Raw genomic sequence first — 22,517 nt, 5'->3', positions numbered from 1 at the left:
CTTATTGTAAGGGGTTTTTCTATATTTTATGAATAAAAATAAATTAAGCTTCTGGGAAGATATGTTCAATATCAGGAGTAAGAGATACTTCTGATAATACGATATGAGAAACAGTCGTTGCATATGAGGAAACATCATTGATAAAATCTTCAAGTTCAACGAGTGAAGGAACAGAAATTTTTACAATGTAGCATAAGCTTCCTGTTACTCGGTAGCAAAAACTTGCAGATGGATAAGACTGAATAAACTGTTGCATACGTGTTGTATCACCATTTTTTAAAGTGATTTCTAAAATACAATCTAAAACAAGTCCTGCTTTTTTATAATCGATATCGATTGTGTATTTTTGAATAACGCCTTCACTTTCAAGTTTACGAACACGTTCTGCAGTAGACGGAGCAGATAAGTTTACTCGTTTCGCCAATTCGCGCATGGAAAGGCGACTATCATTATATAATTCATTTAAAATTTTTCGATCAACACGATCTAGTTGCATTTGTAAATATACCTCCAGTAAAATAATAATTTTTGTAAAGAAAAAATATAAATTAAGATTCATATGAAATGTAAAGTGAACTTTATTTATTTTACAATAAAACAGAAAGAAATAGGAGGGGAAATGATGGAGAGAATTTCATTATCAAATGTAGGAGATACAAAGTTTCAAAAGTTATTAGGCCATAATCCGGATCTATTACATTCATGGAGTACGGTAGAGGATACGCTGTATAATAAGGGAACTCTCTCGGCAGAGTTGAAGGAACAAGTAAGGAGAACATTAGCGTACGGGAATGAATGTCCGTACTGTATGGCAAAAGGAAGACCTCATAATATGCAAAAGGTAGAAGAAATGAGTGTAGCAGTTACTTTTGCACATATATTTGTTCATGATAAAAAGGCAATAGATGATAATATGTTTCATGCATTGAAACAATATTGGACGGAAAAAGAAATTGTAGAGCTTTGCGCTTATATTTGTTTTATTACTGCGTCGCAACAACTTGGTTTTCTGTTTCAATTACAGCCGAATGAAGGAGAAAATGATGATGAATCAAATAGCACTTATCATAATTGATGTACAAAAGGCGTTTCAGTTACCATACTGGGGCGAGAGAAATAATCTTTTTGCTGAAGAAAACATGAGAATGTTATTAGCAGAATGGAGAAAAAGGAAACGACCAGTTTTTCATATTCAACATGTAAATAAAGAAAATGCTCAATCGATGTTTTATGAAGGAGCGGAAACGGTGAACTTTAAAGAAGAGCTGAAGCCATTACCAGGCGAAGTGATTATTCAGAAATCTGTTAACAGCGCGTTCATTGGGACAAATTTAGAAGAGCAATTAAGAGAGAACAAATGTAATGCAGTAGTGGTTGTAGGATTAACGACAAATCATTGTGTGGAGACTACGACACGAATGGCAGGAAATTTAGGATTTACAACGTATTTAGTGAGTGATGCAACGGCTACTTTTAACCGTAAAGGTCTAGATGGTAAAGAGTATAATGCAGAGGATATTCACAATATGACACTTGTAAATTTACATGAAGAGTTTGCTACGATTGTGACGACAAAAGAAGTATTAAAATTATTTCAAGAAAATAATTGCGAATTATGTAGAAAAAAATAAGAATATTTCGTATAATCTAAGTACAATCATTTTGAAATAGGGGTGGCATCATATGGAGCAAATTCCGGTAAAGAGAATAGAAGAAGTACTTGTTGGAGCAGGGGACGATAAACAGAAGCAAAAGGAATTTTATGAATTGCTCTTATCAACTGAGTTTTATGTTGCTGGTTCACTAGAAGCAGAGGACGGGGCAACAGAAGGAATACTTCGATTGCGTCATTTTCAAGGAGAGGGTAGATGGATCGTGCCGTTCTTTACACAAATGGAATTTGTAAAAGACGTGTTACCAGAAGGAACGCCCCTTATTACGATACGTGGAAAAGAATTATTTGGTAGCATTGAGAAAGATGCTACAGCAGTATTAAATGTTGGAACTGATATAAGTAAAACATTTATTCCAGAAGAAATTGCAGATATCGCATCTGGACGAATTTTTAATTATTATAAATAAAAGGAAAAGCTGAATCGCTTTTCCTTTTTAATTTGAACACGGAGCGGCTACGCCAGAAGAAATAGAGAGTGTTTTATGATTTGTACTTATTGTCGCTGTAGCCCCAAGAGGAATACCGATGTTTGGGCTTATATGTCCCATTGGTAAACCGAATAGGACAGGTATATGATATGGTGCGAAATATTCATATAATATTGTTTGCAATGATTGAGATGGTTTAGAAGGAGTGCAGTCGTGACAACTTGTAAAAATCACACCACTACATTCATTAAACTTTCCAGATAAAAGTAGCTGATTTAACATACGGTCAATACGATATGGTTCTTCCCCAATGTCTTCAAGCAACAAAAGTTTATTAGCCGTATTTATCTCATAGGGTGAGCCAATTATACTTGTTAATACAGTTAAATTCCCTCCCACTAATGTGCCTGTAACTGTACAGGGGGAGGTAGGGACGATACATTCTGAAGCAGATAAGATAGTTGAATACGGATGGAATAGTTGATTGAAAGAAGATAAAGAAAGAGAATCTACACCTTTACCTAATTCTTCAACCATTGGACCATGAAAAGTAATAAGCTTTGCATAACGCAAAAAGGCAGTATGTAAAGCTGTAATATCGCTATATCCCCAAAAGATTTTTGGGTTCTGTTGAATGATTTCATATTGAATGTGAGGGAGGAGACGAGCACTTCCGTAACCACCTCGTGCACAGAAAATGGCCTTTACTTCATTATTTAAAAATGCTTCATGTAAATCATCGAGACGAACTTGATCACTTCCAGCTAAATATCCATATTTCTCATAAACACTTTTCCCGATTACTACAGATAAACCCATTTCTTGTAATACGTTTACACCTTTTAATACATTTTCAATTGTTGGTGGGCCGGACGGTGCAATAATCATTACTGTATCACCTTGTTTTAATGCATTTGGATACATCATTGTTTTCAGCCTCCTTCACTTTCAATATATTCGCTTCATAGGAAGTTCAACCCTTGTAAAAGAAGGGGAAAGTTTGTCAAATAAAGAAGATATAAGGGGAATAGGAGAAAGAAACAGTAAACAAAAACATAGACAAAAGTAGGCATATATAATAAAAAGTAATTATGAAACAATATAAACCAAAAGAATTTTCAGAAATGCTTAATGTCTCTGTTAAGACATTGCAAAGGTGGGACAATCAAGGTGTTTTAACTGCTTACCGAAACCAAAAAGGAAGATGATACTATACAGAAGAACAGTATAAGGAATATATGGGTATTCAAGAAGAAAATAAAGTAGGCAAAGTAGTTATTTACACAAGAGTATCAAATCCAGGTCAGAAAGATGATTTAGAAAATCAGGTTGAGTTTTTAAAAGCATTCGCAAATGCACGAAGGATGATTGTAGATGAAGTTATCACAGATATTGGTAGCGGATTAAACTACAAAAGAAAACAGTGGAATAAACTGATTGACAGTTGTATGGAAAGAAATATTTCGACTATCATCATTGCACACAAAGATAGATTTGTACGTTTTGGATATGATTGGTTTGAAAAGTTTCTTCGTAAAATGGGGGTGAAAATTATTATTGTTAACAATAATAAACTATCTCCTCAAGAAGAACTTGTTCAGGATTTAATATCTATCATTCATGTATTTAGTTGTAGAATATATGGGTTGAGAAAATACAAAAAGAAAATGTCGGAGGATGAAGACTTATGAAAAGAGCATATTTAATAGAAGTCAAACCGACAACTGAACAAGTTAGTAAAATCCGTCAAACTATTGGGGTGTGTCGATATGTATATAACCTGTATATCTCTAAAAATAAAGAGGCATATGAGTCGGAGGGGAAATTTCTTAGTGGCTATGACTTTTCCAAATGGCTAAACAACATTCATACAAAAGAGTGTGACCAGTGGATTAAAGAAGTGTCGAGCAAAGCGGTAAAACAAGCGATTATGAATGGAGATAAAGCTTTTAAGCGATTTTTTAAAGGTTTATCTAAGTTTCCACGATATAAAAAAAGAAGAAGCAAGATGTGAAGTGCTATTTTCCGAAAAACAACAAAACAGATTGGACAGTAGAAAGACATAGAGTAAAAGTCCCTACAATTGGTTGGATAAGGTTAAAAGAGTATGGATATATTTCAAAAAATACAACTGTAAAAAGTGGTACAGTATATCAAAGAGCAGGAAGATACTATGTGTCTATACTCTGTGAAGTGAAAGAGGTAAAACCAAATTCAATTCTCAATGCAGTAGGTCTAGGAATTGATTTGGGAATTAAAGACTTCGCTGTACGTAGCGATGGAAAAACTCACAAAAATATAAATAAAACAGTACAAGTAAAAAAGATAGAAAAACGGTTAAAACGTGAACAACGCTCTTTATCACGCAAATTTGAAAATATAAGAAAGCGAGGTGAACAACCTGTTACTAATAAAAGAGCGAATATAGATAAAAACATTCTTAGGGTGCAAAAACTACATGCTAGGCTAGTAAATATCCGATTAGCGTATGTAAAGTCTATTGTAAATGATGTGGTGAAAACCAAGCCAACGTTTATTACAGTAGAAGATTTGAATGTGAAAGGTATGATGAAGAACAAACATCTATCTAAAGCTGTAGCGCAACAATGTTTTTATACTTTTAAAACATGGCTATCAACGAAATGTAGGGAATATGGAATTGAACTACGGCAAGCGGACAGGTTCTATCCATCTTCTAAAATATGTTCATGTTGCGGTCAAAAAAAGTCGGATTTAAAGCTGTCTGACCGAGTATATACATGTGATTGTGGAAATGTAATGGATAGAGATTTAAATGCATCTATCAACCTTTTACAAGCAAAAAAATATACAATACTAACGTAAATAGATTGTATATATGTACGGTGGGCTACATCGGAATTTACGCCTGTGGAGTGTCACAGCAAACTGTAGTAGCAAGTGATTAGCGAGGCAGGGCACGTAGAAGCAGGAATACTCTAAGAATATACATTTGTCTATATTTTTAGTAGCAGGAGAAATGATGTTTACAAGTCGCGTAATAGATATATTGCAAATTAAGTATCCCATCATTCAAGCAGGTATGGCAGGTGCGATTACGACGCCAGAACTTGTTGCAGCTGTAAGTAATAGCGGAGGATTAGGAACGCTTGGAGCAGGCTATATGAGTCCTGAACAAATTCGTGAAGCGATTTATAAAATAAGGGAACGAACGGATAAGCCTTTCGGTGTTAATTTACTGTTAACGAAAGAGATACAGATAGAAGAAGAGAAGATAAACTTGGCAAAGGGATTACTTAGCGGAGTGAATAGAGAATTCGGTATAGAGGAAGAAGAGACGTTAAAACTTCCAAAAAACTATAAAGAACAATTACAAGTGTTAGTAGAAGAAAGAGTACCAGTTGTTAGCTTTGCATTTCAAACGTTAGAAAAAGAAGAAATTGATGACTTAAAAAGAAGGGGAATAAAAGTCATCGGAACAGCTACTCATGTGACAGAGGCGAAAGTGCTTGCTGAGTTAGGAGTAGATCTTATTGTCGGCCAAGGCAGCGAGGCAGGAGGGCATAGAGGAACGTTTATCGGGAAAGAACAGGATGCTATGATTGGTACGTTTGCATTAATTCCGCAGCTAGTAGCAGCAGTCCCGCATATCCCGATTGTTGCAGCAGGTGGTGTAATGAACGGACAAGGGCTTGTTGCGGCATTTACACTGGGAGCAGAAGCTGTTCAAATGGGATCAGCCTTTTTAACGAGTGAAGAGAGTATTACGCATGATGTGTATAAAGAAGCGGTTTTACATAGTACAGATACGAGTACAACTGTGACTCGTGCGTTTTCTGGGAAATATGCACGGGGTATTCGTAATGAATTTATAGAGAAACATGAAGGGAAAGAAGAAGGGCTTCCGATGTATCCAGTGCAAAATGTATTAACATCTAAAATACGCCAAGAGGCAGCAAAACAAAATAAAGGAGAATACATGTCACTTTGGGCAGGACAAGCGTCATCATTAGCACGAATAGAATCAGCTCAGCATGTAGTGGAGCGAGTTATGAAAGAAGCAGATAACGTCATCGAACAATTACAAAATGTATATAGAAAAAGACCACTTGAATAATTCAAGTGGTCTTTTCATTAGTTTGCTTTATAAAATTGTTGGATGGCCTCATCGATATAAACCCAGCCTTTCCAACCTAAGTGCATATGATCTTTTAAGAAGTATTTATCATACTCATGATTTGAGAAGTCGGCAATTGGATAGCCAGCTTTCTCAATTTGCTCATGAACTTTCTTGTAGTACAATTCGCGGCGCTCTTTCGGGAAGCCAGCGTAATCGTACCAAGGACCTTTTACAGGAACAGAAATGAAGAGTGGTTTTGCACCAGATTGTTTTAATAAATCAAGTACGATTTGTAAATCTTCATATTCTGGCGATTGATCATAAGCATCATTTTTTAAGTAGCCTTCACGTTGCTTTAACTTCTTCTTAATTTTGCTATTGAAGTAATCATCTTCGATACCATATTCGTTAGATCCTGATTCTACTGCACCCGTTTGATCTGCATGTTTACGAGCTTCTTCCCAATTCATTTGTTTTAATGAAGGGTCAAGTTTTTCTTTATGCGGTTTAATATCAAACATAGCTGTAAATAAATCTTTACGATCTAAAATGTTACGATAAATATAAGCGAAAGGTTTAGCAGCAAGTGCTTTTACTTTATGCTTTGTATCATCATAAACGATACCTTCAAGCGAAATTTTAAGTAAAGTTTCTTTTTTAACAATCTCAAAGTTTAATAAACGCTTTGCAATTTGCTTTTTCATTTCAGGTTTTACATCATCGTTGAAAATGAAGTGGTAACCTTGTTGTTTTGAAAAGTTAGGTGCAAAGTGTGTTTCATCAATACCTTGTGGTACAAACCATTGCGGAGAAAGAACGAATACCATTTTCTTATCTTTCAATTGATCCATTGTAGATGTAAAGTTTAATACATGTACAAGGTCTTGTGTTCCGCCGCGTCCAAGTAGGAATGGGGTGAACCCTTCAGGTTTTACTTTGAAATAATTCGATGGATGGAAAGCATCCATACGTGCGAATTCCGATGAACCATACATCGGAAGATATTTCGGGTCTGCTAACATCTTTTGCTGTAAAATCATACTTTGAATCTTTTCTTCTTTTAAAGAAGTGGCAGCTTGTTCTACTTTTTCATCACTTAAAAGTGGAAGTAGGAAGCGCGTTGGAATAAGTAAGAATACAGCAAAAAGGGCCAATGCTAAAAGCATCGGACCAAATTTTGCTTTGTTCATCGGATTTCTTCCAACTTCTTAATAACCATGTTTGGTGTAGCCCACTCATCACGGTCAAAATCAGAAATAGAAACTTCAATATCTAAACGCTCTTGGAATTCAACTAATAAAGATACTACAGCGAAAGAATCAAGAATACCTTCTTCAAATAATTGAACATCTAAGTTTTCTTTCACAATATCGTTTTCACATACTTCTTCTAAAATATCTAATACTTGCTCTTTGAATTCTGCCATTTTTAAAATCTCCTTTATATCCGAATATGTTATATGTGCAACTTCTTAATGGAATAAGAAGGGTGCATTAAAAGTATCTGTTAAGGTGTCCAGAGAAAATGAGGAAACCGAAACATACAACGTGGAACGTAATTACAATCGCAAGGACGTGTGTAAATTTATTGTTTGGCCAAAACTTATGCTTCTTGTTTTTTCGTTCGAAAATGTCGAATAAAATAAACAATGCGGCATGATATAGACCATAAATAACATACTGCGCAACAGCGCTTCCTTGGATGTGCCAAATTCCCATAATGAAGAAGTTTAAAAATGCACCGATATACGAAATTGTGTAACGGTTCTTAATTAACTTTTTCTTCGTTGCAAAAAAGACGAAACGCATGTAGATGAAATCACGGAACCAGAATGATAAACTCATGTGCCAGCGGTTCCAGAAGTCTTTAATATTACGACTGAGGAATGGCTTATTAAAGTTTTCTGGAGTTTTAATTCCCATCATGTAACTGATACCAATTACGAACGCACTATAACCTGCAAAGTCAAAGAATAATTGCATGCTAGTAGCGTACATAAAAATCGCATTAGATAAAAGTGTATCTTGATTGGCGAATACTGCCTTTACAAGATATGTTGTTATCAAGTGCGCGATTATAAACTTATACAGAAAACCTTGGAAAATACGGTTAAGCCCTGTATATAGTAACTTTTGATATTCCTCAGCACTAGGCGGCTTTTGGATATCTTTTTGGAATCTACGGTAACGATCGATAGGTCCACTTGAAATCGCAGGGAAGAATAAAACGAATTCCCAGAAATTAAAGAAGGAAAGTTCTTTAATTAAATTATCACGAACTTCAAAGACCATTTGTACAGCTCTAAATGTTACGTAAGACATACCTGCGAAAACAATAAAATGCAATTCAGGTACAAATGGTGCGATTTTTGCCAAAATAAGTGGCAAAATCGATAAAATAACAGCTATACAAAACATGAATGTACTATTATTTTGTTTTCTTAAAATTAAATAGCCTTTAATAAGGGCGTATTGCCAAATAATAAATGCGGCTAACATAATCGCTTGCTTCGGTTTATCCGAGAAGATAATAGCAATCATGACTAATGTTAAAACGGCATTATATTTACGCAACATTTTACCTTTTAATCCAGCTATGATAGTAGGTATTAATAAAATGCCCACTATAGCGAAAAAATAAAATGATCCATATGCGGTCATGCTGTAACCTCACTCAATAATTTTTTGCGATCTACCTTTCCATTTGGTGTCATAGGAATAGAAGATTGATACATGAATTTACGTGGAATCATGTAGTTTGGTAATCGCTCATTGAGTTCTTTTTTGATTGCAGATGTTAATTTGAATTCTTTCTCAAATGAATGTTCTCCAGGAACAACAACCGCTAATAAATAATCGTATTTTTCACCTTTTTTAATTGGAACGATAACTGCACCTTCTACGTAAGAACACGCACGAAGGTGATGCTCAATTTCTTCTAATTCCATTCGATAACCATGCAGCTTAATTTGGAAATCAAGACGACCATTATAGAATAGAAGACCATTTTCAACATAGCCAGCATCGCCTGTTTTATAGGCGCGCTCACCGTCAATCATAGTAAATGCTTTTTCTGTTAATTCAGGGCTTCCTAAATATCCAACGCTTACGCTTGGACCGACAATTACGATTTCACCTTTTTCACCATCAGGTGCAAGCGTACCATCTTCTTTCATAATAAGAAGGCGACAGTCTGATTTACAGTAGCCAACTGGAAGTGATTTGTATTGATCAAGCACTTCTTCTGTAACGTGAATACCTGTTACAGCGACAGTAGCTTCTGTTGGACCGTACGTATTCATAATTGTTGCTTTTGGGAAACGCTCAATTAATTTTCTAGCTACTTCATTTGGTAACACTTCACCACAGAATAAGAATGTTTTCATGTTTGGTAGCATACCCTCAGAGAAAGATGCCTCCATTAAACACATCTCTGCGAAAGAGGGTGTTGAAGTCCATACTTGTATATCCGATTGCTCTAAAGAAGCAAACAAGTCTTTTGGACGTGCAATCATATCTTTATCGATTGCCCAAAGTGTACCACCTGTTACTAATGATGGGTAAATATCCATGACAGATAAATCGAATGAGAAAGGTGCTTGGTTTAAGAATACTTGCCCTGTTTGTAAGTTAAAATCTTCTACAGCCCATTTTGTAAAGCTTACAAGGCAGTTATAAGTAATCTGAACCCCTTTCGGATTACCTGTGCTTCCTGATGTGTAAATAATGTAGAAGTTCTCATCACCTTTTACCGCATGTTCAGGATTTGGAGTGTTCCCTTTATGAGTAAAGAAAATATCTTTTAAGTTGTCTTCACTTACAATGCGAACTGGTAAATCAGTTACAGTTACTTCTGTTCCTGATAAAAGTAATTTCGCACCAGAATTTTCAGCGATACGTTGTACACGATCAGCTGGGATAGATAAATCTACAGGGATGTAAGCATGTCCAGCTTTTACACACCCTAAAAAGTTAATGATCATTTCAGGTTGCATATGGCCATAAACCATAATTGGTGAACGATCATCTGGATACTCAGAAGAAATCCAATGTGCTAACGCATCAGAATCTTCCTTTAATTGTTTGTACGTAATTTTCGCATCTCGCCAAACAAAAGCGGTTTGATCAGGCGTTTCTGCAGCCCACTTTTCAATTTGTTCTAATAACTTCATAACGTTCCCACCCTAGAATTCATTGTAAATAAATGTACTTGTGTTTGTATCATGGAATCCATACAACCAAAGTAATGCAAATAAAATTGCAAGGTAATAAACCGTCTTTGCAACCCATTGTGTGAGTGGTTGAGACCATATCTCTTTTAATCTTTCCATGTCTTTCCCTCTCTTAATGAAATAATAGCTCTTTGTAGGTATCATGTCCTACATTATTGTGAAAAAAACAAAATCCCACATTTTAGGTAAAAATAAGTCAAAAGGCTCTTTTCTGATATTAGCACTAAATACTAAAAAAGAAAATCCCTAACTTAGCAATTATATTACATTCAGCATGAATTTGTAATGGGTTTGACATGTAAATAGGAAGTGGATTGTGTGAATGTATAAAAGTGGCCTGGGAGAATGTATAGAAATGTAATATTTGCTTGTATCTTTGAATTTTTCATAGTTAATTTATGAATTGCTAAAGTTTCTTAAAAGGAGGAATTTCTGATGAAGGGCGTGTGGAGGGATATTATTTCAGAAGAAAACATTATTAAATGGAGACGGCATTTTCATAAATATCCGGAATTATCATTTCGTGAAGAAGAAACTTCGCAATTTATATATGATACATTATGCTCATTTTCTTCTTTTGAAGTAACGAGGCCAACGAAGTATAGTGTACTAGCAATTAAAAGAGGAACGGAACAAGGGAAAGTAGTTGCGATTCGAGCTGATATAGATGCTTTACCAATTCAAGAGGAGACAAGGAAATCTTATACGTCTGTGAATAAAGGAATGATGCATGCATGTGGGCATGATGCTCACGCAGCTATTTTGTTAAGTACAGCAGAGGCACTATCAAATATAAAGGAAGATTTTGCAGGTGAGATTCGTCTGTTTTTTCAGCACGCAGAAGAGGTGTTTCCTGGTGGTGGACAAGAAATGGTTGAGGTAGGCGTGATGGATGGTGTTGATTATGTAATAGGTTTACATGTTATGTCTGGATTGGAAAGCGGGAAGATAGGCATTGCGTATGGGCCGATGATGGCGGCACCAGACGTATTTACAGTTGAAATTCAAGGGAAAGGAGGGCATGCAGCGAGGCCAGAAGAAACGATAGATCCTATTGCTATCGGAGCGCAGATTATTACAAATTTACAACATATTGTATCAAGAAATACAAGTGCTTTCATGCAAAGGGTCGTTTCAGTTACGCAGTTTCATGGGGGAATGGCTGATAATATTATTCCTAGTGCAGCAACTTTAATGGGAACGGTTCGTTCTTTTAATCAAACATTAAGAAAAGAAGCAGAAGAGAGAATTGAGCAAGTCGTGAAAGGAATTACAGAAGCGCATGGAGGAGATTATACATATACGTATCGGTACGGATATGATCCAGTTATTAATGATGAATATATTACAAAAGTAGTAGAAGAAAGTGCACTACATTTGTTCGGGGATGAGCGTGTTGTGAAGCTGGAACCTTCTATGGGAGGAGAAGATTTTTCAGCATATTTACGGAAAGCACCGGGTTGTTTCATTAAACTAGGAACCGGTAATGAAAAGATAGATACTTGCTATCCGCATCACCATCCAAAATTTGATGTAGACGAATCAGCTCTAGTTTATGGAGTGGAATTATTTCTAGAGACAGCGATAAGACTACTAAAATCATAGAAAAGTATAAAAAAAGGCAACTGCGCTCTATCGCAGTTGCTTTTATTTCTTTCCGTCAGAGAGGGCTGAGAAAGAACTATGCTCATTTATAGTATATGAATAGCTAACGGACAAGCTTGTACATTTTAATCATTTTTTTAAAAAAAGTTATTGACATTGATAATCAATTTCAATTAATCTAAATATAGTTGAAATTGATAATTATTATCAATAGGATGGATGCGACATGTTAATGAGAAAAAAATTTCACCTTCTGCGGAGGGGATTAAAAGATAAAAATAAAGATGTTGATCAGCATATGGAATGGCAACGAAATGTAATTCGTTCTGAATATGTAGATGAGAAGAGTACGCTTCCAACAGAAAAAGAGATACAAGGTAAAAGGAGAGATTCAGTTGAGTAAGTTAGTAATGATATTTGCAAGTATGAGTGGAAATACAGAGGAAATGGCTGATCATATTGCGGGTGCAATTCGTGAAACAGAAAATGAAATTGAAGTTATCGATATTATGGATTCACCAGAAGCTTCTATATTAGAACAGTATGATGGAATTATTTTAGGTGCATACACTTGGGGAGATGGTGACCTTCCTGATGATTTCTTAGATTTTTATGACGCAATGGATTCTATTGATTTAACTGGGAAAAAGGCGGCAGTATTCGGATCATGTGATTCGGCTTATCCGAAATACGGCGTGGCGGTTGACATTTTAATAGAAAAGGTACAAGAACGCGGGGCAGCAGTTGTGTTAGAAGGACTAAAAGTAGAATTAACGCCAGAAGATGAAGATGTAGAAAAATGTTTACAGTTTGGAGCTGAATTTGTAAAACACCTTTCTTAATGGCAGAAGGGAGATGAAGAGCAAGTGCATGAGAAAATCGCAATCAAAACGATGACAGATTATCATTTGTATGATTTTATGCGTTGTCCGCATAAATTTTATTTTCGTCATATAAAAAGAAGAGAACCTTCTTCGTTTGAATGGCAACAAATCGCACAAATGATTGTGAATCAAATTATTAACGAGTATTACACGCTACCTGCAGGCCAACAAACGAAAATTGTACTTTTAATATTAATAGAAAAGTATTGGAAAAAAGTAAGGGTTAATATGTTTGCTTCGAAGACGGAGTATTATATTGTGTTAGCGAAGCTAACAGATCACTTATTACAGTTTGTTGAAAGAGATGATAGTCAGACACCGCCGTTATTTTTATATGAAAAATTTCAAACATATATGGAAGAGTTAGGTGTCCACATGTCATTGACATTAGAAGTTGGTGAGTGGAGTACTGAGTCGTTTGTAATTAAAAAGTATGTTGTCGATGCGGATGAGGAAATGCTTGCTCTTTGTCAAAAGTTAATGACAGTATTCAGTTATAAAGCTTTCGGCATTCTTCCAGGAAAAATTGAAGTTATTAATTTAATAGAAGGAACTAAGTATGAGTACATTCCAAAACAGGAAGATATTATAACCGGAATGGCTGATTTATCTAGAATGAAAGAAATGTTGCAACAACCTGAACACTATACAGAGCGTCATTTTCGTTCTGAGTGTATGAGTTGTGCGTTTCGTAGTGAATGCCAAAGGGAAGAAGTAAAGAAAGAAGCGAAGCAAAAGAAAAATATCGTACACTAAAGGATGCAATGTTGCATCCTTTTTTGTTATTGACATGAAAAGCTTTTCATCATTTACGGTATATTTGTAGCAGATTTTAATAAAGTGAAACTTTAATCAGTGGGGGTTTTCTTCATCCCCTACTGATTATTAGTTGAACCAATTGGACTTTTATGGGCAGTTGATCCCCCGACTAACTTCTTTGCTTTCGCTGAATTTGGAGGTGGGGGTCTTACTGCCCATTAAAGCGGGATAAAGGGAGGAATAATCAATGAAAGATGAAACGAAAGTATTTCAATGGTTAAAAGAACAGAATGCTCCTTTTGGGATTCAACTGCAAATTTTACAAGCATTTCAACTGTATCAAGTCATTGTTGAAATGGATAAAAAGTTAATGATGTATGAGGAGAGAGAGTATAGGGAGAGAATGTAATCTCATCCCTGTAATATTGTTTTCAGTTGTTTTGTACCCGCTATGAATTCAAGTTCATTCTTTGTTTCAAAGTTATAAATTATATTATGTAGTAAAGGGCTGTATTGATAAAAGGTAGTGATGCGGTGAATGAGTAATGGATCGTGATGAGAAATAAGCGTGCTGTATTGTTCATACACTGATGTAGTAAATTCACATCCAAAATCATAATATAGCCCAGCAAAGTCAAAGGCGGGATCTCCAATTTGAGCATCACCAAAATCAATAATTCCTGAAATGGTTTTATTTTGGTTATCAAATAAAATGTGATGATGTGTAAAGTCAGCGTGAATAAGTGTATTTTGAAAAGTGGATGTATCGATACAGGTAAAGAAATTTTCGAATAAACGATTTAAAGATAATTTCTGGGACGAAGTAAGACTGTTAGTAACATACTGATTTAACTTAGTTTGTAGTTCTTTCCAGTAGGTAAGTGTTTTTTCTATAGGGAACCTTAATGTTTTCACACGTTTTAAAGGGATACTATGTAGAGCCGCAAGGAAAGTAGCTAATTGTGTAATAATTATTTTTCGTTCTTTTTCATCTAACTTCGCAACTATTTCTGCTTTTAACGGTTCACCATGAATGAGAGTATAGTAACTACAAAGCGGAATAGTATCCGTATCCTTTTTATAGAATAGGTGATACTTTGGAACCTCAATTTTATGTAGTGAACAAGAGAGAAGTGTGCATAGTTCTTTTTCTAACGGAATTCGTATTGCGTATTCCTGTTTTCGCGGGAAACGAAACAGTAGCTCATCATTTACGATAACCGCTACATTATCCCATCCTTCTTCATTTTGTTTATATGAATATATAGAAAGTCTAGGCAGAGCTTCTTTTATATATTGTTTGTAAGAGTCCATAATTGTTCCTCGTTTCTAAGTTAACTTATACTACTTTATGATATCAGAATTTTCTTTCTATATGTTAAAATATAACTATCATTATGAAGAGGGAGCGGGATTGTTATGAAGAAAAGAATACTAATTACTTCTTTATGTATCGCTTTTGGATTGTTTTGGTCATATAAAGAGGAGGTTTTTGCTAGGTTTAAACCGATTGATCAGTACGGATTAAATAAGGAATTAAAGAACAAAAGTATAGAAACTTTAACTCATAATGAAATGAAAAAGGTAGGAGAACATTTTGTGACAGAGCAATTATCAGTGTTTGAGTTTAATAATAAAGAAGATGTGAAACGAAAAGGTGAAGAAATATTTTTAAATAGAGGGTATGAACAATTAATAGGAAGTTATTATCCAAATCGTTTTCGGGATTTAGAGTATAAATTTATAAACGAGGACATACGTGAAGTGACGGATGAAAGCTTTCTCTATCAAACTGTAGCGTACGTTGTGGGTACTGAAGATGGTAAGAGAAGCGAAATGAAATTGAATTATGAAATGAAAATTGTAAAGGTTAATAATATATTTAAGGTGTTAGAACAAAAACAGCATGTACAATAAAGTGAAACATGAATCAGTGCTACAAATAGAGGGATAAAAAAATCCCCCAGTTCTTTGAGGGATTCTAAAGGTTTTCATTTTGTTGACCAAGTTCTTTTTGAGCAATGTATAAATTTCCTTGTTCGACTTGTTTCTGAGTAAGAACAGAATCACCTGCATACCCTTTTTCTGTTTTTACAGTTCTTTTCGAACGATTGAAATCTTGTTTCTTCATATAATATGTCACCTTTCCTTAAAAATAAACAAAAATGATAAGCACAAGTAATACAGCAGCAAAAATGGTAATGCCCATTAAAAACGAGGTGTTTTTATATTTAGGTGGCTTATGTATATCTTGCCGATATCCAGGTGAAATTTCAGGGGCGAATTCTTCATCGAATGCTTGATTTTTTTCTTTTTCGTCCATATGTATCCACCTTTCTTTTTCATTATGTTATACGTTACAAGAAAAAATATGCATAAAGAAAACCGCCCCTCTATCGTAAGTGGCGGTTTTCTGTTGTATATTTTCTTTGAACTTGAAATAGACGGATAAGAAGGAAGATAGCGCCAAATGCTAGACCGATAATAAGACCGATCCAATATCCTTTTGCTGCCCAGTCAGTATAAGTTGCTAATATGTAACCGAGAGGTAGACCGATTACCCAATAAGCGATTAATGTCATAATTAAGGAAACATTTACATCTTTATAACCACGTAGTGCCCCTTGTACAGGAGTTGCAATTGCATCTGAAATTTGAAATAAAATCGCAAATATAAGAAATTCTTTTGCTAAATGATGAACTTGTATATCTGTCGTATAAATCGAAGCAATTTCATCATCAAAGAAGTAAAGAAGAATTGAATACAATAGGGCGAATGCAAGTGCTAAGCCAATCCCGATAAATCCATATTGTTTTGCGTTATTATATCGTTTTGCCCCAACTTCGAATCCAACAGCGATGGTCATTGCCATCGCTAAGCTTAAAGGCGTCATATATAGCAAGGAAGCGAAGTTCATAGCGGCCTGATGAGCTGCGATTGTTGTTGTACTAAAATTACTCATCATAAGTGTCACTGCAGCGAAAATACTTGTTTCAAAAAAGATAGCAAATCCGATAGGGACACCAAGTTTTAAGAATGCTTTCCAACTCGAAAGAGAAGGACGATATAACTGTTTAAAGATATTGAAAGATGCGAACGGCGCTTTCGTACGAATAATAATGACGGTAATAATTAAAATGCACCAATAGGTTGCTGCAGAAGCAATTGCTGCACCGACACCACCAAGTTTTGGAAAACCAAAGTTCCCAAAAATTAATAAGTAATTTAATATTACGTTAATTGGTAATGATAATAATGTAATGATCATCGTTGTGCGAGTTTTTCCTAATGCATCAATAAATCCACGTAAAACAGTGTAAGTAAATAAAGGGATAATTCCAATTGCAATAATACTTAAAAATTGTGCCGCAATACGTTCCACAGGTTCTTCCAGGCGCATGCCGTTTAAAATAGGTGAAACAGCGAAGAAACCGATAAGGATGACCACGAAACTAGCACAAATTGCTAAATATACTGCTTGTATGACAACTTGGGGAACATCCTCTTTTTTCTTTGATCCAACGAGCTGTGCAACAATTGGAGTAGTAGCCATTAAAATTCCTGTTAATCCGGTACTAACGGGAAGCCATATACTTGTTCCGATAGCAACACCCGCTAAATCAATGGGACTTGCGTGCCCTGACATTGTCGTATCGAAAAAACTCATTGCAAATAATGACATTTGCGTTACGAAAATCGGGAAAAATAGTAATACAAATTGCTTTAATTTTTGTGAGAATGAATTAGTTTCTTTCATAAAATCCCCTTTCCGCTAAAAAAACAAACTCTTACTATCATACAATTTAATTAAAAAATAGAAAAGAAATACGCGCATACAACATGTACAATCAATAAAAAAAGGATGCACTTTAAAAGGGGATAAGGTATTATGATAAGGTGTGAAAAATTACATATTCGTTATTAAGGAGGCACTACTCGTGGCTGATTGGTTAATTGGAATAATCATGGGTGCTGTTGAAGGTTTAACAGAGTTTTTACCAGTTTCATCAACAGGACATATGATTTTAACAGGTCATTTACTTGGATTTGACGACGAGAGAGCGAAAGTTTTCGAAGTTGTTATTCAATTGGGATCGATTTTAGCAGTTGTTGTTATATTTTGGAAGCGTCTATGGTCTTTAGTAGGTATAGGGAAAGTAACAGACGGACCATCGTTAAATTTATTACATATTATTATCGGGATGATTCCTGCCGGCATACTTGGCGTATTGTTCCATAGTGCGATTAAAGAAGTTTTATTTGGGCCAGGCCCAGTTGTCATTAGCTTAGTGGCTGGTGGTATTTTAATGATTGTTGCTGAGAAGTTTTCGAAACCAAGTACAGCAAGAACATTAGATGAAATCACATATAAGCAAGCATTTACAATCGGAATGTTCCAATGTTTAGCACTTTGGCCAGGATTTTCTCGTTCTGGTTCTACAATAAGTGGTGGTTTATTAGCTCGCGTGTCACATACAGCGGCAGCTGAATATACATTCATTTTAGCAGTACCAATGATGGTAGCTGCAAGTGGATTAGATTTAATTAAAAGCTGGGATATATTAAGTGCAGCTGATATACCGTTATTTGCAACAGGATTTATTACAGCATTCGTTGTTGCAATGCTTGCAATTGTTTCATTCTTAAAATTATTATCTCGTGTAAAACTAACACCGTTCGCTTATTATCGTTTCATTTTAGCTGCGGTATTCTATTTCTTCATTATGTAATAAAAAAACTGCCGAGTTCGGCAGTTTTTTTATTTTACTACTTTTTCCATCATGCTTTCCATTACATGTTCCCATAGAGAAGTATCATCAGCTAATGTAGCACGGAAATTAGCGTACATTTCTTTTTGTTTCTCTTCGAATGTTGGATCTTCTTTTTCAGGCAATGTAGCGCGCATTGAAGTTACTAACTCTTGTACTTTTGGAGCACGTGGTCCCCAAACGGATTGTTCATTTCCATCTTTATCAATGAAAATAAAGATTGGAATCGCGCGTGCTGTTCCATTTGTTAAATATTGATCCATTAATTCCAAGTTTTCATCGCGAATTAATAATGACATATCAATATTTGCAACTTCAGAAATTCGTTTCATAACAGGTACGCATAAAAGAGCATCACCACACCAATCGGCTGTTAATACGATAACACGCCAGCCATCATTTTGGCGTTCTTCTAATACAGGAAGTAATTCATTTGGAATTAAAAAGTTATTGTAAATGTGCAGTAGTTCGTATTGATTTACTTTCATTTCATTCACATATGTATCAAAGGACACACCTTTATCAGCCCATTGTTGTAAGTTCATAAGTAACACCTCTTTAGTATGATTTGTTTTCATTGTACCAATTTTTATATAGAAAAGCTTGTATTCTTACTCTTTCTTATCACTTAATAATTGATTGAATAGGAAAAGGAATAGTACGACACATAATTCAGCAATGTTGGACAGTTGTACGCTCTCTATCCAATCGTCGGCAGTATGAATGACGAACCAATCTAGCGTAATTTCCATGATTGCGAAAAGAGTAATAGAAAGCCAATTTGGCATGTTTTGTGTCATTGGATATAGCAGTGCTTTCAAGAAACTAAAGATAAAAAATGTAATACCGTCTAAGAAAGTAATTAATAAAAAAAATAGAAGTAAAGCAGTGCGCGATCTATACTCTACACCTGTAATATGAAAGATTCCTACATATACAAAAAATATAAATGAAAAAACTATAATGAGAAACAGAATAACAAAACCAATAATCAAAGTCTTATCTTTTAGATTAAGGTTAGAAAATTTGTCTTCTTCACTCACTACTCCAACTCCTTTTTCTGGAAATTCAATTTTATTGTATCATGAAATATCTATTAAAAAACTACGAATTATGGGAAAATAAGGTGACAAAAAGTAAGATTTCATGTAAAATTATTAATAAGGTTTTTATTTAACTAAATGAAATAAAAGGGGCTGTCAAAGTTGTCTCAAAATCGAGAGCAATTAATGGAAGAACTATCGACAAATGTTTTTGCTATGTTCCGCACGTTGCGTAATGATATTGGAAAAATATTTGGTGGTTACATACCGTGGAATGAGTTCATCGTCCTTAGAATATTGAATCGTACGAATAAAGAAATGGTATCACGTGTAGCCAATGAGTTAAATGTGTCGAATAGTCATATTACAGCTGTTACAGAAAAATTAATTAATAAAGGTTTTGTAACTCGTTCACGTTCTACGTCAGATCGCCGAGTTGTATATTTGGAGATTACAGAACAAGGGAAAGATTTAGTTGCGAAAATGGAAGGTGAGAAAAAGAAATATTTACAAGAAAGATTCTCCGCACTTTCAGAAGAAGAAATGAATGTAATGATATCTATTTCTAAAAAACTTATTTAAGTCATTACAAGTAAGAAAACGCTTACGCATCCAAGAAGAAGACCTTCCTTATATGAGGAAGGTCTTCTTTCGTACGTAATAGATTATAAAAATGAAAATATGTATCATACTACTAGTAAAGGAAGGAGGAGAAATTATGACGAATCGTAATGGTAGTAAAGGGAGCGGAAATCAAGGCTCACCGAAATCAGGGCAATTTCAGCAAGAGTTTAGTACTGAATTTGAGACTGGTAATGATAACAAAGGAAAAGAATATCGTTCGAAAAAAGGAAGTAAATCAAAAAAGGAGTGAATCATTTCACTCCTTTTTTGATTTAAGATACTGCAGATTGATTCGTATTATATTTTTCTTCTGATTTTGCGACAATCATTGCACAAATTGCATCACCAGAAATATTTACAGCTGTTCTTGACATATCTAGAATGCGGTCAATACCGATAATTAAGGCAATACCTTCTACGGGTAGATTTACTTGATTTAAAACCATCGTAAGCATTACAAGTCCAACGCCTGGTACACCAGCAGTACCGATACTAGCTAGTACAGCAGTTAATACGACGACAGCTAATTGGGACATAGTAAGTTCAACGCCATATACTTGAGCGATAAACACAGTTGCTACACCTTGCATAATGGCGGTACCATCCATATTAATCGTGGCACCTAGTGGTTGTACAAAAGAACTTATCGCTTTTGGAACACCCAGTTTTTCTTGTGCTGTTTTCATTGCAAATGGAAGAGATGCATTAGAGCTAGATGTACTAAATCCAATTGCCATTACCGGTCCGAATTGTTTAAAGAAACGGACAATACTTTCTTTTGCTAATACCTTTAATAAGCCGCCATATACGAAGACGCCGTGAATAATAAGTACTAGCATAACGACAATCATATACTTGAACATCGCAGCGACGCCTGCAAGACCCATTTTACCAACGGATGAAGCGAGCAATCCAAATGTTCCGATTGGAGCTAATTTCATAACGAGATTAACAAGATACATCATTAATTCGTTGCCCTGTTCAAGTAATGAATGGATACCTTGGACTCGTTTTCCTAAAATAGCTATACCGAGTCCGATTAATACGGCAAAGGCAATAATTTGTAACATGTTTCCATCAGCCATCGCTTGTGCTGGATTATCTGGTACGATATTTAGCAATGTATCGACGAAAGATGTTTCGGTTTTTGCACCTTCATATTTAAGCCCTTCGGTTTTAAAGTTACCGCCAGATCCTGGTTGTATAATAAGTGCAAATGTAACTGCAATAGAGATAGCAACGGCTGTAGTTACAAGAAAGAATGAAATGGATTTTAAGCCGATTCTTCCAAGTTGTTTCGGGTCCCCAAGCCCAGCAGCTCCAAGCACGATAGAAATGAATACAACAGGAACAACTAGCATTTTAATGAGTCGAATAAACAATTGACCAAGTGGATTGAACACATATTGATTTAATGGTTCAAAAATGGATGGTGCAGCTAAATTTAGAGTGAGTCCGACAACTAAACCGAGAAATAATGCAATTAAGATTGCTTTTGTTTGTTTCAATAAAATCCCCCCTTATTTTTTGTAAAGTAGCTTTCTACATTAATTGTACCGAAAAAATACCTATTTTGACAATATTTTCTGAATATTTTGTATAAAAATCCCTATTTTAATGTAGAAAGGGTTAAATTTTATATTTGAAAAACAAAATAGGCCATCACATTGGATGGCCTAGGGAAGGGGACAATTTATGTCAATTTAATTAGGGATGGAAGCTACTCAAAGACACTGGGGAATGTCTTGTAAATTAGGGTGGAATAGCTTCGATACATATACTATAAAAGGTGAGTGTGACCGGGGTGTGAACATAGAGTGAAAGAGAGAGGGAGTTTTTAATAAAAGATAGAAAGACAAAAAAATAAGACCATCGCATATGAGATGGTCAAGGAAGGGGACAATTTATGTCAATTTAATTAGGGATGGAAGTTGTTCAAGACACTGGGGAATGTCTTATAAATTAGGGAGGAACAACTTCGATACATATACTATAAAAGGTGGATGTGACCTTGATGTGAACATAGAGTGAAAGAGAGAGGGAGTTTTTAATAAAAGATAGAAAGACAAAAAAATAAGACCATCGCATATGAGATGGTCAAGGAAGGGGACAATTTATGTCAATTTAATTAGGGATGGAAGCTATTCAAAGACACTGGGGAATGTCTTATAAATTAGGGAGGAACAGCTCCGATACATATACTATAAAAGGTAGATGTGACCTTGATGTGAACATAGGGTGAAAGAGAGAGGGAGTTTTACATAAGGATAGAGCAAACAAAAAAATAAGACCATCGCATATGAGATGGTCAAGGAAGGGGACAATTTATGTCAATTTAATTAGGGATGGAAGCTATTCAAAGACACTGGGGAATGTCTTATAAATTAGGGAGGAACAGC

The 22,517-nt window shown here is 35.1% G+C and carries 27 protein-coding genes and 2 pseudogenes; 15 read left to right on the top strand and 14 right to left on the bottom strand.

Annotated features, from left to right (window positions below; genetic code table 11):
• Nucleotides 1-43: 43 nt before the first annotated feature.
• Nucleotides 44-496: an Lrp/AsnC family transcriptional regulator gene (locus ACUN28_RS22575; RefSeq protein WP_001175491.1), complete on the bottom strand. Its 453-nt coding sequence runs from the start codon at nt 494-496 to the stop codon at nt 44-46.
• Between the two features lie 63 nt (nt 497-559).
• On the opposite strand from ACUN28_RS22575, the gene ACUN28_RS22570 reads away from it, so the two are divergent.
• Genes ACUN28_RS22570 through ACUN28_RS22560 form a run of 3 tightly spaced genes read left to right on the top strand, consistent with a single transcriptional unit; the run spans nt 560 to nt 2,082 of the window.
• Nucleotides 560-1,075: a carboxymuconolactone decarboxylase family protein gene (locus ACUN28_RS22570; protein WP_098405137.1), complete on the top strand. Its 516-nt coding sequence runs from the start codon at nt 560-562 to the stop codon at nt 1,073-1,075.
• Nucleotides 1,044-1,631, top strand: coding sequence for a cysteine hydrolase family protein (locus tag ACUN28_RS22565; protein ID WP_016088756.1), 588 nt, complete (start codon nt 1,044-1,046; stop codon nt 1,629-1,631). Before ACUN28_RS22570 ends, ACUN28_RS22565 begins: the two co-directional genes overlap by 32 nt.
• A 52-nt stretch (nt 1,632-1,683) precedes the next feature.
• Nucleotides 1,684-2,082 carry an SseB family protein gene (locus ACUN28_RS22560; protein ID WP_016088755.1) on the top strand — a complete coding sequence of 133 codons (399 nt, stop codon included), beginning with the start codon at nt 1,684-1,686 and terminating at the stop codon, nt 2,080-2,082.
• Between the two features lie 27 nt (nt 2,083-2,109).
• Here the strand turns inward: ACUN28_RS22560 and ACUN28_RS22555 are convergent, their stop codons facing one another.
• The gene (locus ACUN28_RS22555) at nt 2,110-3,030 is read right to left on the bottom strand and encodes a S66 peptidase family protein (RefSeq protein ID WP_016088754.1); all 921 of its coding nucleotides are present in this window, start codon (nt 3,028-3,030) and stop codon (nt 2,110-2,112) included.
• A gap of 164 nt (nt 3,031-3,194) precedes the next feature.
• Here ACUN28_RS22555 and ACUN28_RS22550 point away from each other — a divergent pair.
• The 3 genes and pseudogenes from ACUN28_RS22550 to ACUN28_RS22540 all read left to right on the top strand — a co-directional run bounded on the left by ACUN28_RS22550 (nt 3,195) and on the right by ACUN28_RS22540 (nt 6,199).
• A pseudogene (locus ACUN28_RS22550) lies at nt 3,195-3,794 on the top strand (IS607 family transposase).
• Nucleotides 3,791-4,947, top strand: a pseudogene (locus tag ACUN28_RS22545) (RNA-guided endonuclease InsQ/TnpB family protein). Before ACUN28_RS22550 ends, ACUN28_RS22545 begins: the two co-directional pseudogenes overlap by 4 nt.
• A 157-nt stretch (nt 4,948-5,104) precedes the next feature.
• Nucleotides 5,105-6,199, top strand: coding sequence for an NAD(P)H-dependent flavin oxidoreductase (locus tag ACUN28_RS22540; RefSeq protein WP_016088752.1), 1,095 nt, complete (start codon nt 5,105-5,107; stop codon nt 6,197-6,199).
• A gap of 17 nt (nt 6,200-6,216) precedes the next feature.
• Here the strand turns inward: ACUN28_RS22540 and dltD are convergent, their stop codons facing one another.
• The 5 genes from dltD to ACUN28_RS22515 all read right to left on the bottom strand — a co-directional run bounded on the left by dltD (nt 6,217) and on the right by ACUN28_RS22515 (nt 10,532).
• Complete coding sequence (gene dltD, locus ACUN28_RS22535) at nt 6,217-7,392, bottom strand: D-alanyl-lipoteichoic acid biosynthesis protein DltD (RefSeq protein WP_016136599.1); 1,176 nt, start codon at nt 7,390-7,392, stop codon at nt 6,217-6,219.
• On the bottom strand, nt 7,389-7,628 hold the full coding sequence (gene dltC / locus ACUN28_RS22530) for a D-alanine--poly(phosphoribitol) ligase subunit DltC (protein ID WP_000807310.1): 240 nt from the start codon (nt 7,626-7,628) through the stop codon (nt 7,389-7,391). Before dltC ends, dltD begins: the two co-directional genes overlap by 4 nt.
• 67 nt (nt 7,629-7,695) lie before the next feature.
• Nucleotides 7,696-8,862, bottom strand: a complete 1,167-nt coding sequence (gene dltB, locus ACUN28_RS22525) for a D-alanyl-lipoteichoic acid biosynthesis protein DltB (protein ID WP_000127922.1) — start codon at nt 8,860-8,862, stop codon at nt 7,696-7,698.
• A complete protein-coding gene (gene dltA / locus ACUN28_RS22520) occupies nt 8,859-10,373 on the bottom strand; it encodes a D-alanine--poly(phosphoribitol) ligase subunit DltA (protein WP_016088750.1) in 1,515 nt (504 codons plus the stop codon). The genes dltB and dltA overlap by 4 nt, the downstream gene beginning before the upstream one ends.
• 12 nt (nt 10,374-10,385) lie before the next feature.
• Nucleotides 10,386-10,532, bottom strand: coding sequence for a teichoic acid D-Ala incorporation-associated protein DltX (locus ACUN28_RS22515; protein WP_002011626.1), 147 nt, complete (start codon nt 10,530-10,532; stop codon nt 10,386-10,388).
• A gap of 336 nt (nt 10,533-10,868) precedes the next feature.
• Here ACUN28_RS22515 and ACUN28_RS22510 point away from each other — a divergent pair, with 336 nt between their 5' ends.
• The 5 genes from ACUN28_RS22510 to ACUN28_RS22490 all read left to right on the top strand — a co-directional run bounded on the left by ACUN28_RS22510 (nt 10,869) and on the right by ACUN28_RS22490 (nt 14,090).
• Entirely contained in the window at nt 10,869-12,038 is a 1,170-nt protein-coding gene (locus tag ACUN28_RS22510; RefSeq protein ID WP_016088749.1) for an amidohydrolase, read from the top strand.
• A 226-nt stretch (nt 12,039-12,264) separates the two neighbouring features.
• The gene (locus tag ACUN28_RS22505; protein WP_016088748.1) at nt 12,265-12,441 is read left to right on the top strand and encodes a hypothetical protein; all 177 of its coding nucleotides are present in this window, start codon (nt 12,265-12,267) and stop codon (nt 12,439-12,441) included.
• Nucleotides 12,434-12,880 (top strand): flavodoxin, encoded by a 447-nt coding sequence (locus ACUN28_RS22500; RefSeq protein ID WP_016088747.1) that lies wholly within the window; start codon nt 12,434-12,436, stop codon nt 12,878-12,880. Before ACUN28_RS22505 ends, ACUN28_RS22500 begins: the two co-directional genes overlap by 8 nt.
• Before the next feature lie 24 nt (nt 12,881-12,904).
• The gene (locus ACUN28_RS22495; protein WP_016088746.1) at nt 12,905-13,678 is read left to right on the top strand and encodes a hypothetical protein; all 774 of its coding nucleotides are present in this window, start codon (nt 12,905-12,907) and stop codon (nt 13,676-13,678) included.
• Between the two features lie 250 nt (nt 13,679-13,928).
• A complete protein-coding gene (locus ACUN28_RS22490) occupies nt 13,929-14,090 on the top strand; it encodes a hypothetical protein (RefSeq protein WP_016088745.1) in 162 nt (53 codons plus the stop codon).
• A gap of 2 nt (nt 14,091-14,092) precedes the next feature.
• Here ACUN28_RS22490 and ACUN28_RS22485 read toward each other — a convergent pair whose 3' ends face one another.
• A complete protein-coding gene (locus ACUN28_RS22485; protein ID WP_016088744.1) occupies nt 14,093-14,995 on the bottom strand; it encodes an aminoglycoside phosphotransferase family protein in 903 nt (300 codons plus the stop codon).
• Nucleotides 14,996-15,100: 105 nt separating this feature from the next.
• On the opposite strand from ACUN28_RS22485, the gene ACUN28_RS22480 reads away from it, so the two are divergent.
• Nucleotides 15,101-15,598, top strand: a complete 498-nt coding sequence (locus ACUN28_RS22480) for a hypothetical protein (protein WP_016088743.1) — start codon at nt 15,101-15,103, stop codon at nt 15,596-15,598.
• A 64-nt stretch (nt 15,599-15,662) separates the two neighbouring features.
• Here the strand turns inward: ACUN28_RS22480 and ACUN28_RS22475 are convergent, their stop codons facing one another.
• The 3 genes from ACUN28_RS22475 to ACUN28_RS22465 all read right to left on the bottom strand — a co-directional run bounded on the left by ACUN28_RS22475 (nt 15,663) and on the right by ACUN28_RS22465 (nt 17,439).
• On the bottom strand, nt 15,663-15,812 hold the full coding sequence (locus tag ACUN28_RS22475) for a hypothetical protein (protein WP_016088742.1): 150 nt from the start codon (nt 15,810-15,812) through the stop codon (nt 15,663-15,665).
• A gap of 18 nt (nt 15,813-15,830) precedes the next feature.
• Nucleotides 15,831-16,004, bottom strand: a complete 174-nt coding sequence (locus ACUN28_RS22470; RefSeq protein WP_016088741.1) for a hypothetical protein — start codon at nt 16,002-16,004, stop codon at nt 15,831-15,833.
• A gap of 70 nt (nt 16,005-16,074) precedes the next feature.
• Nucleotides 16,075-17,439 carry an MATE family efflux transporter gene (locus ACUN28_RS22465; RefSeq protein WP_016088740.1) on the bottom strand — a complete coding sequence of 455 codons (1,365 nt, stop codon included), beginning with the start codon at nt 17,437-17,439 and terminating at the stop codon, nt 16,075-16,077.
• Nucleotides 17,440-17,620: 181 nt separating this feature from the next.
• Here ACUN28_RS22465 and uppP point away from each other — a divergent pair, with 181 nt between their 5' ends.
• Nucleotides 17,621-18,412: a bacitracin resistance undecaprenyl-diphosphatase gene (gene uppP, locus ACUN28_RS22460; RefSeq protein ID WP_016088739.1), complete on the top strand. Its 792-nt coding sequence runs from the start codon at nt 17,621-17,623 to the stop codon at nt 18,410-18,412.
• A 29-nt stretch (nt 18,413-18,441) separates the two neighbouring features.
• Here uppP and ACUN28_RS22455 read toward each other — a convergent pair whose 3' ends face one another.
• Nucleotides 18,442-19,029 (bottom strand): thioredoxin family protein, encoded by a 588-nt coding sequence (locus tag ACUN28_RS22455; RefSeq protein WP_098405136.1) that lies wholly within the window; start codon nt 19,027-19,029, stop codon nt 18,442-18,444.
• A 33-nt stretch (nt 19,030-19,062) separates the two neighbouring features.
• Complete coding sequence (locus tag ACUN28_RS22450; protein ID WP_016088737.1) at nt 19,063-19,494, bottom strand: regulatory YrvL family protein; 432 nt, start codon at nt 19,492-19,494, stop codon at nt 19,063-19,065.
• A gap of 162 nt (nt 19,495-19,656) precedes the next feature.
• Between ACUN28_RS22450 and ACUN28_RS22445 the strand changes: the two genes are divergently transcribed.
• Together ACUN28_RS22445 and ACUN28_RS22440 are read left to right on the top strand one after the other, a co-directional pair.
• Nucleotides 19,657-20,076, top strand: a complete 420-nt coding sequence (locus ACUN28_RS22445) for a MarR family winged helix-turn-helix transcriptional regulator (RefSeq protein ID WP_016088736.1) — start codon at nt 19,657-19,659, stop codon at nt 20,074-20,076.
• Between the two features lie 136 nt (nt 20,077-20,212).
• Nucleotides 20,213-20,368, top strand: a complete 156-nt coding sequence (locus tag ACUN28_RS22440) for a hypothetical protein (RefSeq protein ID WP_000184933.1) — start codon at nt 20,213-20,215, stop codon at nt 20,366-20,368.
• A gap of 22 nt (nt 20,369-20,390) precedes the next feature.
• Here ACUN28_RS22440 and ACUN28_RS22435 read toward each other — a convergent pair whose 3' ends face one another.
• On the bottom strand, nt 20,391-21,626 hold the full coding sequence (locus ACUN28_RS22435) for a dicarboxylate/amino acid:cation symporter (RefSeq protein ID WP_016088735.1): 1,236 nt from the start codon (nt 21,624-21,626) through the stop codon (nt 20,391-20,393).
• Nucleotides 21,627-22,517 lie beyond the last annotated feature (891 nt).

The organism is Bacillus sp. WC2507 (assembly GCF_052656125.1).
The sequence above is the reverse complement of the archived record's forward strand: the minus strand, read 5'-3'. Positions and strand labels throughout refer to the sequence as shown.